General features: G+C 69.7%; 11 protein-coding genes. 7 read left to right on the top strand and 4 right to left on the bottom strand.

The annotated features are described in order from the left end of the window. Nucleotides 1-49 precede the first annotated feature (49 nt). From FB471_RS08775 to FB471_RS08760, 4 genes are all read left to right on the top strand, one after another. Nucleotides 50-1,975, top strand: a complete 1,926-nt coding sequence (locus tag FB471_RS08775; RefSeq protein WP_141996823.1) for an Hsp70 family protein — start codon at nucleotides 50-52, stop codon at nucleotides 1,973-1,975. A gap of 175 nt (nucleotides 1,976-2,150) precedes the next feature. Then, complete coding sequence (locus FB471_RS08770; protein ID WP_141996822.1) at nucleotides 2,151-2,345, top strand: DUF3046 domain-containing protein; 195 nt, start codon at nucleotides 2,151-2,153, stop codon at nucleotides 2,343-2,345. A gap of 254 nt (nucleotides 2,346-2,599) precedes the next feature. Continuing rightward, complete coding sequence (gene recA, locus FB471_RS08765; protein WP_141996821.1) at nucleotides 2,600-3,649, top strand: recombinase RecA; 1,050 nt, start codon at nucleotides 2,600-2,602, stop codon at nucleotides 3,647-3,649. A gap of 4 nt (nucleotides 3,650-3,653) precedes the next feature. Continuing rightward, nucleotides 3,654-4,187: a regulatory protein RecX gene (locus FB471_RS08760; RefSeq protein WP_141996820.1), complete on the top strand. Its 534-nt coding sequence runs from the start codon at nucleotides 3,654-3,656 to the stop codon at nucleotides 4,185-4,187. Nucleotides 4,188-4,270: 83 nt separating this feature from the next. On the opposite strand, the gene FB471_RS08755 is transcribed toward FB471_RS08760, so the two are convergent. The 4 genes from FB471_RS08755 to edd all read right to left on the bottom strand — a co-directional run bounded on the left by FB471_RS08755 (nucleotide 4,271) and on the right by edd (nucleotide 9,916). Next, nucleotides 4,271-5,704, bottom strand: coding sequence for an endoglycoceramidase I (locus FB471_RS08755; RefSeq protein WP_211357991.1), 1,434 nt, complete (start codon nucleotides 5,702-5,704; stop codon nucleotides 4,271-4,273). Between the two features lie 175 nt (nucleotides 5,705-5,879). Next, nucleotides 5,880-7,352 carry a lipase maturation factor family protein gene (locus FB471_RS08750; protein WP_142001681.1) on the bottom strand — a complete coding sequence of 491 codons (1,473 nt, stop codon included), beginning with the start codon at nucleotides 7,350-7,352 and terminating at the stop codon, nucleotides 5,880-5,882. Between the two features lie 42 nt (nucleotides 7,353-7,394). Continuing rightward, the gene (eda, locus tag FB471_RS08745; RefSeq protein ID WP_170220633.1) at nucleotides 7,395-8,033 is read right to left on the bottom strand and encodes a bifunctional 4-hydroxy-2-oxoglutarate aldolase/2-dehydro-3-deoxy-phosphogluconate aldolase; all 639 of its coding nucleotides are present in this window, start codon (nucleotides 8,031-8,033) and stop codon (nucleotides 7,395-7,397) included. Continuing rightward, on the bottom strand, nucleotides 8,030-9,916 hold the full coding sequence (edd, locus tag FB471_RS08740; RefSeq protein ID WP_170220754.1) for a phosphogluconate dehydratase: 1,887 nt from the start codon (nucleotides 9,914-9,916) through the stop codon (nucleotides 8,030-8,032). Before edd ends, eda begins: the two co-directional genes overlap by 4 nt. Nucleotides 9,917-10,199: 283 nt before the next feature. Here edd and FB471_RS08735 point away from each other — a divergent pair, with 283 nt between their 5' ends. Genes FB471_RS08735 through FB471_RS08725 form a run of 3 tightly spaced genes read left to right on the top strand, consistent with a single transcriptional unit; the run spans nucleotide 10,200 to nucleotide 13,277 of the window. Further along, nucleotides 10,200-10,493, top strand: coding sequence for a hypothetical protein (locus FB471_RS08735; RefSeq protein ID WP_141996818.1), 294 nt, complete (start codon nucleotides 10,200-10,202; stop codon nucleotides 10,491-10,493). A 16-nt stretch (nucleotides 10,494-10,509) separates the two neighbouring features. Beyond that, nucleotides 10,510-11,319 carry a hypothetical protein gene (locus tag FB471_RS08730; protein WP_141996817.1) on the top strand — a complete coding sequence of 270 codons (810 nt, stop codon included), beginning with the start codon at nucleotides 10,510-10,512 and terminating at the stop codon, nucleotides 11,317-11,319. 38 nt (nucleotides 11,320-11,357) lie between these two features. After that, nucleotides 11,358-13,277, top strand: a complete 1,920-nt coding sequence (locus FB471_RS08725; RefSeq protein ID WP_141996816.1) for a fumarate reductase/succinate dehydrogenase flavoprotein subunit — start codon at nucleotides 11,358-11,360, stop codon at nucleotides 13,275-13,277. Nucleotides 13,278-13,279 lie beyond the last annotated feature (2 nt).

Raw genomic sequence — 13,279 nt, 5'->3', positions numbered from 1 at the left:
CATCACCGGCGACGTGGCAGGAGGCCGACGAGCGGAGCAGAGGAGAGCCGTGCGGGTCCTTTCGGTGGATCTCGGTACATCCAACACCGTGGCGGTGCTGTCCGCGCACGGGCGGGCGCCGAGAGTGATCGAGGTGGACGGCTCCGCGACCATGCCATCGGCGGTGTTCGCGAGCGAGGACGGCACGCTCATGGTCGGCAGGGACGCCGAGCGGAGGGCCCGGCTGGACCCGACCAGGTTCGAGCCCAACCCGAAGCGCCGGGTGGACGAGCAGACCCTGCTGCTCGGCGAGGACGTCGTCCCGGTGAACGAGGCCCTGGCCGCGGTGCTGCGCAGGGTGCTCGAGGAGACCTCCCGGCAGCTCGGCGGCGAGCAGCCGGACGAGGTGCGGTTGACCCATCCCGCGCAGTGGGGGCCGGTGCGCCGCAACGTGCTGCTGTCCGCGGCGCGGCTGGCCGGCATGGGCAAGGGCGTGTCGCTGGTGCCCGAACCGGTCGCGGCCGCAGCGCACTTCGCCTCCTTCCCCGGCAAGGCGCTGGCTCCCGGCCAGGCCTTGGCCGTGTACGACCTGGGCGCGGGCACCTTCGACGTCGCGGTGGTCGGTGCCACCCAGAACGGCTTCACCGTGCTGGCCGAGGACGGCCTGCCCGACCTCGGCGGCCTGGACGTGGACCAGGCGCTGCTGGTGCACGTCGGTCGCGAGGTCTCGCACGCCGACCCGCAGCGCTGGCAGCGGCTGCTGCGCCCGGAGTCCACCGGCGACCGGCGCACCCGGCGTGCCCTGCAGGAGGACGTGAAGGCGGCCAAGGAGGCGTTGTCCCGGCACCCGCAGACCGAGGTGCCGATGCCCGAGCCGTTCACCGACGTGCTGGTCACCAGGGCGGAGCTGGAGGCGCTGGTCCGCCCCGCCATGCTGCGCAGCGTCGAGCTGCTGGCCAGGACCGTGGGTTCGGCGGGACTGGCGCCCGAGCACCTGGCCGGTATCTACCTCGTCGGAGGGTCCAGCCGGCTTCCGCTGGTCGGCGCCATGATCGCGGAGAAGCTCGGGGTCGTACCGGGCAGCCTCGACCAGCCGGAGGCCGCGGTCGCGCTCGGCGCACATCACGTGTCCGCGGACGGCCTGAGCATGCGTACGCAGAACGTGGACGGCCCGGTGGCCGCGACCGGTGCCCCGTACCAGACGGGTCCGCACGGCCAGCCGGCACAGTACGCGCAGCCGCAGGCACAGCCGCCGCGGTCCTCGCCGGCCCCGCAGGCGGCACCGCCCGCCCAGGGCAGGCAGCCCTTCCCTCCCGGCAGCGGCGCGCAACCCGCGCCGGGCGCGCCCCAGCAGGCGGCGCAGGCCAACTTCCCGTCCTATCCGGCGGCGCAGCCCGCCAAGGCCGCGGGCGGCAGGCGGAACCTGCTGATCGGGGTCGCGGCGGCCGTAGTGGTGGTGCTGGCGGGCGCCGGCGCGTTCTTCCTGCTGAACCAGGCCTCGGTGACCACCTACAGCGCGGCGGAGTGCCGGCAGCCGGGGCAGACCGACGACAAGGGCTTCACCGGGTGCATGCGGCAGCTCGCGGGTTCCGTGGCGGAGCGGGGCGCGTGCAACCCGGGGATGGGCACCGGCCCCGCCGCCGCGGCCGATCCCGATGAGCTCGGCGTCTCGGTCACCTGCTCGGCGCCGGGAAGGGCCGGGGCGCAGGTGACCTACCTGCACGGGAGCTCCTCCGACGCGCTGCGGGAGCACACCGACGGACTGCTGAACCGCACCGGCGGCGGGGACAGGGTGGAGGCGCGCTGGAAGGGCAACGCGCTGGACGGCCGCTACACGGCGACGGCGGGCAGGGATTCCGCGGTGCTGGTGTTCACCGTGCCCGACCGCCCGGTGGTGGGCTTCATCTACCAGGTCAACACGGCCGGCGCGGATCCCGCGGACAACCGGTCCTCGCTCGCCGACTACTTCGAGCAGACCATCCAGCCCGGCGAGTGACGCTCGGGATCCGCTACTTGTTCCGGTTTCGCCAGGACACCACCACGACCACCAGCGCCGCGGTCACCACCGCGATCGAGGCCAGGCTGAGCGCGGTCGGGCCCCAGGACGGCATGCTCTGTGTCAGGAACATCCCTCCACGGTACGACGCTCACCCGGGGCTACGCTGGAACGGATGCGTATCACGGTGTTCCGGCGGCTGATGGCGGAGGAGTTCGGCGCCGTCCGTGCCGAGATGCTGGCCAGGGATCATGTGCTCAGCGGGCTCGGTGGCAGGACCGTCGAACAGGCCCTCGCCGCGGGGACCTCCGCCAAGGAGGTCTGGCAGGAGGTCTGCACCGCGTTCGAGGTGCCCGCCGAGCGGCGGTGACCCGCGCGTGTCCTGCCTGGGCTCGAAGGTGCTGACCAGCACCGAAGCGAGGAATCCCGGCCCAAGGGCGTGTCGCTACCGCCCTCGAACAGACGTTCGGCTAGGGTGTTGTCCACAACAGGGTCAGCGATCCACAGATTGCCGTCGGTCCCTGGAATTGTCGGCCCCGACCCGTAGCGTCGGACCCGACGGCACACAACCGCACACAAGCTCCAGACTCCGATAACAGGCTCCTACCAGCGAGGTGGATTCTCATGCCAGCAGCACCGGACCGGGAAAAGGCGCTCGAGCTGGCCCTTGCGCAGATCGACAAGCAGTACGGCAAGGGTTCGGTAATGCGTCTCGGCGATGAGGGAAGGGCACCGATCGAGGTGATCCCCACCGGCGCCATCGCATTGGATGTCGCACTCGGCATCGGGGGACTGCCCCGCGGCCGTGTCGTGGAGATCTACGGGCCCGAGTCCTCGGGTAAGACCACGGTCGCGTTGCACGCGGTCGCCAACGCGCAGCGCAACGGCGGCATCGCGGCGTTCGTGGACGCCGAGCACGCGCTGGACCCGGAGTACGCCAAGGTGCTCGGCGTGGACACCGACGCGCTGCTGGTCTCCCAGCCGGACACCGGGGAGCAGGCGCTGGAGATCGCGGACATGCTGATCCGCTCCGGCGCGCTGGACATCCTGGTGATCGACTCGGTGGCCGCGCTCGTCCCGCGCGCGGAGATCGAGGGCGAGATGGGCGACTCGCACGTGGGCCTGCAGGCTCGGCTGATGAGCCAGGCGCTGCGCAAGCTCACCGGCGCGCTGCACAACTCCGGCACCACCGCGGTCTTCATCAACCAGCTGCGGGAGAAGGTCGGCGTCATGTTCGGCTCGCCGGAGACCACCACCGGTGGTAAGGCGCTGAAGTTCTACGCCTCGGTCCGGCTGGACGTGCGGCGCATCGAGACGTTGAAGGACGGTGGCGAGCCGGTCGGCAACCGCACCAGGGTGAAGGTGGTGAAGAACAAGGTCGCGCCCCCGTTCAAGCAGTCCGAGTTCGACATCCTCTACGGCGTCGGGATTTCCCGCGAGGGCTCCCTCATCGACATGGGGGTGGATCAGGGCATCCTGCGCAAGTCCGGGGCCTGGTACACCTACGAGGGCGACCAGCTCGGCCAGGGCAAGGAGAACGCGCGGCGGTTCCTGCGCGACAACCCCGATATCGCCAACGAGGTCGAGAAACGGATCAAGGAGAAGCTCGGCATCGGTGCCCAGGTGGACACCGAGGAAGCGTCGGCGAAGGAGCCGGCGCCGGTCGACTTCTAGTCCCGTGCGCGAGGAGCCGGCGGACCTGCCTCCCCAGGAGGCATGGAAGAAGGCCAAGGAGATCTGTTTCGACCTGCTCGCCATCCGGTCGCGGACCAAGGACGAGCTTCGGCAGGCCTTGCGGCGCAAAGGGTTCGACGAGGAGACCAGGGAAGCCCTGCTGGGCAAACTGGACTCGTCCGGCCTGGTCGACGACGCCGCGTTCGCGGAGTCGTGGGTGCGTTCTCGCCACGCCAACCAGGGGTTGGCGAGAAGCGCCCTCGTCGCCGAGCTGAAACGCAAGGGCGTGGAGGACGAGATCGCGGTCCAGGCCGCGAGCGAGGTGGACCGGGAGTCCGAGGAGGAGCGGGCCCGCGAGCTGGTGCGCAAGCGGTTGCGGGTGCTGGGCGACGTCGACGAGCAGACCGCGATCCGGCGGCTGCTCGGCGCGCTCGCCCGCAAGGGCTACCCGCAGGGCCTGTCCTACGCGGTGGTCCGCGAGGAGCTTCGGAACGCCGGGGCCGAGGCGACCATGCTGGACAGCGCGCTTCCCGACTGACCCGGCTCGGTGCCGGCGAGTTCGGGAGTCGTTGAAGAAGGTGCTTGCCCGACGTGATGGGCGGGCGCGCTTCCTGAAGACAGCTACCTGCTCCGGATGGAGACGGTGACCTGCCCGGCCTCCTCGGCACGCACCAGTACGAGCGGTGCCCCCGGCTCGGAGGTGACCGTTCCGCCGGTCACCGACACCTCGTACCCGCGCGGATAGTGCAGGTCGGACACGTAGATCTCGGTTCGTGCCGGCCCGCCGTCCGCCGCATAGGTATAGCTGAAGTTCCCGTTCGCGGGATCGAAACTCAGCTCGGTCGGGGTTCCCGCGGTGGCCCGCGGGTAGGTCCGGACGAGTTTCCTACCGAGCTCGCCGGTGAATGGATCGGTTCCCGGTTCCGAACCGGAAACGCTCTGGTAGTGCCAGTACTGCCAGCCGATGAACCGCGCGTCGGCATGCTCGAGGGTGTCGCCGAGCACCGTCGGGTCACCGTCACCGAACTCGGTCAACAGGGCGGGAATCCCGGTACGGCCGAGGAAGGCATCGGCGTTCGACCAGGTGATCTCCTGCTGCGCGGGGCACAGCGCGCGTAGCTGTTCGGGCAGCCCGAGATAGATGGCCGCCTGGCTGGGGATGCAGTAGTCATGGAAGGAGAACGCCACCCGGTCGTCGGCCAGCGGCGGGGTCAACGGTGGTTGCGCCAGACGCGTGGGCATCATCTGGTTCCAGGTCAGGTTGGGTTCCCAGAACACCGGCATCTCCGGGGCGGCCGCACGGATCCGCGCGGTCAGCCGTTCGTGCGCGGCCTGATACTTCCGATCGAAAGCAGGGCAGCCGGCCGGAAAGCAGCTCAGCGCCGCGGAACCGGGCCAGGGTTCGTTCAGCAACTCGATGCCGAGCACCGCCGGGTCCTCGTCCACCCGCTCGGCGAGCGCGGCCAGTGCGTCGCCGAGATAATCGAGCACGCCATGGCTGTTGTCCCACACCTCGTCCCAGCCGGCCTTCATGCTGGGCAACACGTAGTACAGCGGGAACTCCAGCTTCGGCTCCCACCAGCGCGGCCGGGCATGCAGTGACCACGGCGGAAACCCGTTTCCACCCCAGACCTTGCTGAGCCCGTCCTGGTGGTTGTCCAGCAGCACCCAGATCCCGGCCTCTCCGAGCGTCCGCACGGTGCGCGCGATCCGGTCGAGATAGCCATGGTCGACCTCGCCGCGCCGGGGCATCAGCCCGTCGAAGGAGACACCCAACCGGACCGTGTTGAATCCGTGCCCGGCCAGCAGCGCGGCGTCCCTGGCGGTCACCGTGAAGCCATCGCCGGGCTCGATATAGGGCGCCTTCTTGTCCACGTTGTTCACGCCGTGCAGGAGCACCCTGCGGCCCTGCTCGTCCACCAGCCAGCGGCCATCCACCGACAACCGGCCGGGGCCGGTGACCGGCGCCGGCGCGGCGGCCGTCACGGCGGGCGTGGCCACCAGGGAACCGGCGAGCACCACGAGTACCCCGAGGATCCCGCCCCATCTCCGCATGGCCGCCTCCCGGTGAGGGTTGTTCAGAACGACCCAACGACCGCGGGCCGCCAGTCCCGGGCGAGCGGCCGTCGCGGGTCACGGCATTGGTTATGCGCGCTGCCGATCTGAATGATCCGACTCTTGAACAAGACACGGTGTCGACGTCGACCCCGCGGGAAAATTAGAACACTTTTCATGTTTCTTGGCTACCGGTCGCGGCGGGCACCACGTCACCGTCCTCGGCGAGCCGGCAGGTGCGCAGCACGGGGGACACCGGCTCGCGCACCCACCACGCCCCGGACTCCCCGCGCTCCCGCCAGGTGGTGAAGCGGTAGCGGTACAGCGTCGCGCGCAGGAACCGGGGCGAGGATCCTGGGAACGGGTCGCGGGCTACCAGCTTCAGCGTGTCCCGGTCGCCTGCCAGCAGCTTAGCGGCCAGGCCGGGAAGCCAGCCCCTGGCCTGCTGGGCGGACAGCGCGGCGAACCAGAGCTGCCAGTCCAGCCGCAGGTGGTACGGCGCGACCTGGCGGGGTCGCCGGTAGGGATCGCCGGGCTTGCCCTTGAACTCGTACTCCCGCCACGCCGTGTCCTCGGTGAGCTCGGTGTCCCGCGTGCCTTCGATGACCACCTCGTGCCGTGTCCTGCCGATCGAGCCGAACGCGCCGTAGGTGTTCACCAGGCGCAGGCTGGTGAAGCTGTAGTTCATCAGCTGCCGCCTGCTGAGCAGGTTGCGTACCGGCTGGTAGCTGAGCACCATCACCAGCGCGACCACGGCGAACACGAGCGCGAGATGCCACAGTGGAGGGTCGGTGAGGTTCCCCGGCGGGTTCGGCAGCAGTGGCGCGAACACCGAATCGTCCACAACGGACAGAGCGAGCACGATGGTGACCGCGTTCAGCCAGGAGAAGTTCCCGCTGAGCATCAGCCAGGCCTGGGTGACGATCACGATGGCGGCCGCGGCCGTGGCGATCGGTTGTGGCGCGAACAGCGCGAACGGCACCACGAGCTGGGCGAGATGGCTGGCCAGCACCTCGACCTTGTGCAGCGGTTTCGGCAGGTGGTGGAAGTACCAGCTCAGCGGCCCCGGTATCGGCTGGGTTTCGTGGTGGTAGTACAGGCAGGTCAGGTCACGCCAGCACGGGTCGCCACGTATCTTGATCAACCCGGCTCCGAACTCCACCCGGAACAGCAGCCAGCGCATCAGCCACAGCACGAGCACCGGTGGCGCGACATGCGCCGGGCCGAGGAAGATCGCCAGGAAGCCCGTCTCGACCAGCAGTGACTCCCAGCCGTACCCGTACCAGACCTGCCCGACGTTGACGATCGACAGGTACAGCGCCCACGGCACCGCCCACAACAGCAGGGCCAGCCAGACCGGCGCCGCGTCGGCAAGCCCGAGCAGCAGCGCACCGGAGACCAGCACGCCAGTCCAGGCGAGGACGGCGAAGAACCGGTCCGAGTAGTGCAGGTGGAACACGCTCGGCGCGCGGCGGAACGGCACCGATCGGAGGAACCGGGGGATCGGGGTGATCCCGTGCTCGCCGAGCAGCGCCCGGAACTGGTTCGCGGCGCTCAGGAACGCCACCAGGTAGAGCGCCGCCAGCAGGCGCTGGAAAACCAGACGCGAAGTCCAGTAGTCGGCATCGGCCAGCCAGTCCCACGCCACCACGAACGCTCCTCGTGCCGGGTGCCCGATGACGCGGGCAGATTACCCGGCCGCGACCGCGCCCCGCAGTGCGTCCCGCGCCAGCGCCTCGACCCGCGCGAAATCCCCGGCGGCCAGCGCGGCCTTCGGGGTCAGCCAGGTGCCGCCGACACAGCCCACGTTCGGCAGCGCGAGATAGTCCGCCGCGGTGTCCGCGGTGACCCCACCGGTGGGGCAGAACCGCAGGTCCGGGAGGGGACCCGCGATCGAGCGCAGGAACCCGACCCCGCCGCTGGCCTCCGCGGGGAAGAACTTGAGCTCGGTCAGCCCGCGCTCGGCCAGCAGCATCGCCTCGGAGACCGTGGCCACGCCCGGCAGGAACGGCAGGCCGGTGCCGGCCACGGCGTCCAGCAATGCGTCGGTGCTTCCCGGGGTGACCAGGAACCCGGCGCCGGCCTCGGCCGCCAGCCGGGCGTCCCGCTCGCCGGTGACCGTGCCCGCGCCCACGACGATGCCGGGTACCTCCTTCGCGACCCGCTCGATGGCCGCGGGCGCGACCGGTGTCCGCAGTGTCAGCTCGATCGCCCGGATACCGCCTGCGAGCAGGGCCTCGGCCACCGGTACCGCATGCTCGGCGTCCTCGATGACCACCACGGGCAGTACGGGGGACAGCTCGAGCAGGCCGGTCGGGTTGGTGCTCACCGGTGTACCTCCGAAGGAATCGTCGCTGGTGTACCGAAAGGGGCGCCGGTGGGCTCGCCGAACACGCTGGCACCGTGGTCGGCGGGGCCGACCGCGTGGCGCAGTGCCGCGAACAGCTCCCGCCCGGTTCCGGTCCATGCGGTGTCGTCCGGTGGCGCGTCGGTCGGCCGTCGTGCCGCGAACTCGGCCGCGTCGACCAGGATCTCCAGCTCACCGGTTTCGGCATCCAGGCTGACCAGGTCGCCATCGGCCACCCGAGCCAGTGGGCCGCCGGCCGCCGCCTCCGGGGTGACCTGGATGGCGGCCGGGATCTTGCCGGAGGCACCGGACATCCGGCCGTCGGTCACCAGCGCGACCTGATGGCCCCGGTCCATCAGCACGCCCAGCGCCGGGGTGAGGCCGTGCAGCTCCGGCATCCCGTTGGCCCGCGGGCCCTGGTTGCGGATCACCACCACGACATCGCCGTCCAGTTCCCCGGCCCGAAACGCCGCGTCGAACCCGGCCTGGGTGGTGAACACCCGGGCCGGGGCGCACACCGTGCGGTGCTCGCGCGCCACCGCCGACACCTTGAGCACCGCGCGGCCGAGGTTACCGGACACCATGCGCAGCCCGCCGTCCGCGGAGAAGGGCTCGTGCGCCGGCCGCAACACCGACATGTCCAGGCTGCGCGTCGGCACCTCGCGCCAGGTCGGCGTGCCGTCCTCGGCCAGTACCGGCTCCCGCCGGTAGCGGTGCAGCCCGTCCCCGGCGACGGTGCGCACGTTCTCGTGCAGCAGCCCCGCGTCCAGCAGGGTGCCGACGAGGAACTGCACGCCACCCGCCGCGTGGAAGTGGTTGATGTCCGCGCTGCCGTTCGGGTAGACGCTGGCCAGCAGCGGCACCACAGCGGACAGCTCGGCGAAGTCGTCCCAGGTGAGCTGGATCCCCGCGGCGGCGGCGATCGCGACCAGGTGCAGGGTGTGGTTGGTGGACCCGCCGGTGGCCAGCAGGGACACCACCCCGTTCACGATCGACCGCTCGTCGATCATCTCGCCGAGCGGTGTGTGTTCCTCGTCCGCGATCCGCACGATCCGCCTGCCTGCCTCCTCGGTCAGCGCCCGCCGCAGCGGGGTGCCGGGGTGCACGAAGCTGGCTCCCGGCAGGTGCAGCCCCATCACCTCGACCACGAGTTGGTTGGAGTTCGCGGTGCCGTAGAAGGTGCAGGTGCCGGGGGAGTGGTAGGAAGCCGACTCCGCGTCCAGCAGTTCCTCCCTGCTGGCCAGGCCCTCGGCATAGCGCTGCCGCACCCGCGCCTTCTCCTTGTTCGGCAGGCCGGAGGCCATCGGCCCGGCGGGCACCAGGATCGCGGGCAGATGGCCGAAGGACAGCGCGCCGATCAGCAGGCCGGGCACGATCTTGTCGCACACCCCGAGCAGCAGGGCGCCGTCGAACATCTCGTGGGACAGCGCGACCCCGGTGGCCATCGCGATCACGTCCCGGCTGAACAGGGACAGTTCCATGCCGGAGCGGCCCTGGGTGATGCCGTCGCACATGGCGGGGACGCCGCCCGCGAACTGGGCTACCCCGCCGGCCTCCCGGGTGGCATCCTTGATCCACTCGGGGAACTCGGCCAGCGGCTGGTGCGCCGAGAGCAGGTCGTTGTAGGCGGACACGATCGCGACGCCCGGTTTGCTGCGGCCCCGCACAGCCAGCCGGTCCGATCCGGCGCAGGCGGCGAAGCCGTGCGCGAGGTTGCTGCAGGCCATCCCGGCCCGGACCGGACCTTCCGCGCTCGCGGCCGCGATGCGGTCCAGGTAGGTGGTCCGCGTGCGCAGGCTGCGGGCGGCGATGCGTTCGGTGACATCGGCGATGACGGGATGGATGGCGGGTCGGGCAGCGCGCATGCGTCGGTCTCCCGGGTCTGGCTCGTGGTGGTCTTGAGCGAGAACGGCGGCGCTGGCGTCGCTCGGCAGTGACACCCAGCACAGTAACCGCCGGGAGCGCTCGAATCAAAATCGATACAGAAGAGATTCGGGGTGACCCCGATCACGGGCGAACCTGCTGGTGTGCTACTTGTCACACCACACGGATCAAGGCAGAGTCGGCACTGCACGGGACCGGGCCCACCACGTCACTCGGTCCCCCGGCACACGGCACTGCCGGCGAACTGACTCGGGAGGTAGCACGATGACCACCACTGAAATCACCGAGCTTCGGCGCACGATCGGGCAGTTGCGACAGTGTGTGGGCGCGTTGCGGGCGCGCTACGGCGAGGCTCCGGCGGTGCGCAGGCTGGCCAACGACCTGGAACGGCTCGACATCGACGCCAGTGAGCTCGGGGAGGCGCCCCCGGTTCCCGCGCAGTCCAAGTCGGCCGACCGGGAGAACGTGGTGGTGGTACCGGATACCCCCTATGATCCCTCGCTGTGGCAGGGTGCCGATGACGAAGGCGTCGGCGGTTACCAACGTCACCAGCGGTGAAGGAGACAGCCACAGCGTGACAACTCAGCTGGACACCGGTGTCCATGCCCCGTCCCGTGCGCGCATCGGCGCGCGCACCCTGCGCAAGGACAGGTGGTGGTTGCCACCGGCGCTGACGGCGGCGGGGCTCGCCGTCTTCGTCATCTACGCGACCGTTCGCTCGTTCATGCGAGTGGACTACTGGGTCGGCGAGCATCACTACCTGACCCCGTTCTACTCGCCCTGCCTCAGTGAGTCCTGCGTCGCCGGGTCGAGCCACTTCGGCATCTGGTTCGGGGAGCTGCCCGGGTTCATCCCGCTCGCCTTCCTCTCCCTGCCGTTCCTGCTCGGTTTCCGGCTGACCTGCTACTACTACCGGAAGGCCTACTACCGCGCCTTCTGGCTCTCCCCGCCGGCCTGCGCGGTCTCCGAGCCGCACCAGAAGTACACCGGCGAGACCCGGCTGCCGCTGATCATCCAGAACGCGCACCGGTACTTCTTCTACGCCGCGCTGGTCGTCACGCTGGTCAACACCTACGACGCGATCCTCGCCTTCGGCGGTGAGAACGGGTTCGGCATCGGGCTGGGTAACGTGGTCCTGCTGGGCAATGTCGTGTTGCTGTGGTGCTACACCCTTTCCTGCCATTCCTGCCGGCACGTCACCGGTGGCAGGCTGAAGCACTTCTCCCGCAATCCGGTCCGGTACTGGATCTGGACCAAGGTGTCCACGCTGAACACCCGGCACATGGCGTTCGCCTGGATCACCCTCGGCACGCTGGTTCTCACCGACCTGTACGTGTGGTTGGTGGCCAGTGGGACGATCACGGATCTGCGTTTCATCAATTAAGCGATACTCGCGAAATAACCTTCTGAGGTGGCTACTCAATGACCGAGGTCGAACGGCACAGCTACGACGTTGTGGTGATCGGTGCCGGCGGCGCGGGCCTGCGTGCGGTGATCGAGGCGCGGCAGCGGGGACTCAGCGTGGCGGTGGTGTGCAAGTCCCTGTTCGGCAAGGCACACACCGTGATGGCCGAGGGCGGCTGCGCGGCGTCCATGGGCAACGTGAACTCCGGCGACAACTGGCAGGTGCACTTCCGGGACACCATGCGAGGCGGGAAGTTCCTGAACAACTGGCGGATGGCCGAGCTGCACGCGAAGGAGGCGCCGGACCGGGTCTGGGAGCTGGAGACCTACGGCGCGCTGTTCGACCGCACCGAGGACGGCCGGATCAGCCAGCGCAACTTCGGCGGGCACACCTACCCGCGGCTGGCGCATGTCGGTGACCGCACCGGTCTCGAGCTGATCCGCACCATGCAGCAGAAGGTCGTCTCCCTGCAGCAGGAGGACTACCGGACCTATGGCGACTACGAGGCCAAGCTGAAGGTCTTCCACGAGTGCACGGTGACGGAGCTGCTCAAGCAGGACGGCAGGATCGCGGGGGCGTTCGGGTACTGGCGCGAGTCCGGCCGGTTCATCCTGTTCGAGACCCCGGCCGTGGTGCTGGCCACCGGCGGGATCGGCAAGTCGTTCAAGGTCACCTCGAACTCCTGGGAGTACACCGGCGACGGGCACGCGCTCGCCCTGCGGGCCGGCGCGAAGCTGATCAACATGGAGTTCGTCCAGTTCCACCCCACCGGGATGGTCTGGCCACCCAGCGTCAAGGGCATCCTGGTCACCGAGGGCGTGCGCGGCGATGGTGGGGTGCTGAAGAACTCCGAGGGTGACCGGTTCATGTTCTCCTACGTCCCGGACGTCTTCAAAGGACAGTACGCGGACAGCGAGGAGGAGGCGGACCGCTGGTACACCGACGCCGACAACAACCGGCGCACCCCGGACCTGTTGCCGCGGGACGAGGTCGCGCGGGCGATCAACACGGAGGTGAAGGAAGGTCGCGGTTCGCCGCACGGCGGCGTGTTCCTGGACATCGCCAGCAGGCTGCCGACCGAGGAGATCAAGCGTCGGCTGCCCTCGATGTACCACCAGTTCAAGGAACTCGCCGATGTGGACATCACAGCCGAGCCGATGGAGGTCGGCCCGACCTGCCACTACGTGATGGGCGGGATCGAGGTCGATCCGGACACGGCGGTGTCCGAGGTGCCGGGCCTGTTCGCGGCGGGTGAGTGCTCCGGCGGGATGCACGGTTCCAACCGGCTGGGCGGCAACTCGCTGTCCGACCTGCTGGTGTTCGGCAGGCGTGCCGGACTCGGTGCGGCGTCCTATGTGGAATCCATGGACTCGAGGCCGGATGTGGACCAGTCCGATGTGGATGTCGCGGCCCGGCAGGCGCTCTCCCCGTTCGATCCGCCCGCGAGCGGAAACGAGGAGAACCCGTATGCCCTGCAGTCCGAGTTGCAGCAGACCATGAACGACCTGGTCGGCATCATCCGCAAGGCGGACGAGATCGAGCAGGCGATGGAGAAGCTCGGCGAGATCAGGGAACGCATGCCCCGGGTGACCGTGGAGGGGCACCGACAGTTCAACCCCGGCTGGCACCTCGCGATCGACCTGCGCAGCATGCTGCTGGTCAGCGAATGCGTTGCCAAGGCGGCGCTGATGCGTACGGAGAGCCGCGGCGGTCACACCCGGGACGACCACCCGCAGCTGGACGCGCAGTGGCGCAACCGGTTGTTGGCTTGCGGCCCGGCCGACGCGGACGGGCAGGAAACCGTTCCGGACATCGACGTGAGCAGCAAGGAGCAGGAACCGATGCGCGCGGATCTGCTCGAACTGTTCGAGTTGACGGAACTGGAGAAGTACTACACGGAAGCCGAGCTCGCTGGGCATCCGGAGAGGAAGGCCTGAGA

The sequence above is a fragment of the Amycolatopsis cihanbeyliensis genome, from assembly GCF_006715045.1.
Taxonomy (GTDB): domain Bacteria; phylum Actinomycetota; class Actinomycetes; order Mycobacteriales; family Pseudonocardiaceae; genus Amycolatopsis; species Amycolatopsis cihanbeyliensis.
Note: the sequence above shows the minus strand (reverse complement) of the source record. Positions and strands in the feature narration are given on the sequence as shown.

Bases quoted from the DNA above. Each gene is read 5' to 3' on its own strand.
- FB471_RS08725 (WP_141996816.1), top strand. From the start codon at position 11,358: ATGACCGAGGTCGAACGGCACAGCTACGACGTTGTGGTGATCGGTGCC.
- edd (WP_170220754.1), bottom strand. From the start codon at position 9,916: ATGCGCGCTGCCCGACCCGCCATCCATCCCGTCATCGCCGATGTCACC.
- FB471_RS08735 (WP_141996818.1), top strand. From the start codon at position 10,200: ATGACCACCACTGAAATCACCGAGCTTCGGCGCACGATCGGGCAGTTG.
- recA (WP_141996821.1), top strand. From the start codon at position 2,600: ATGCCAGCAGCACCGGACCGGGAAAAGGCGCTCGAGCTGGCCCTTGCG.
- FB471_RS08755 (WP_211357991.1), bottom strand. From the start codon at position 5,704: ATGCGGAGATGGGGCGGGATCCTCGGGGTACTCGTGGTGCTCGCCGGT.
- FB471_RS08770 (WP_141996822.1), top strand. From the start codon at position 2,151: ATGCGTATCACGGTGTTCCGGCGGCTGATGGCGGAGGAGTTCGGCGCC.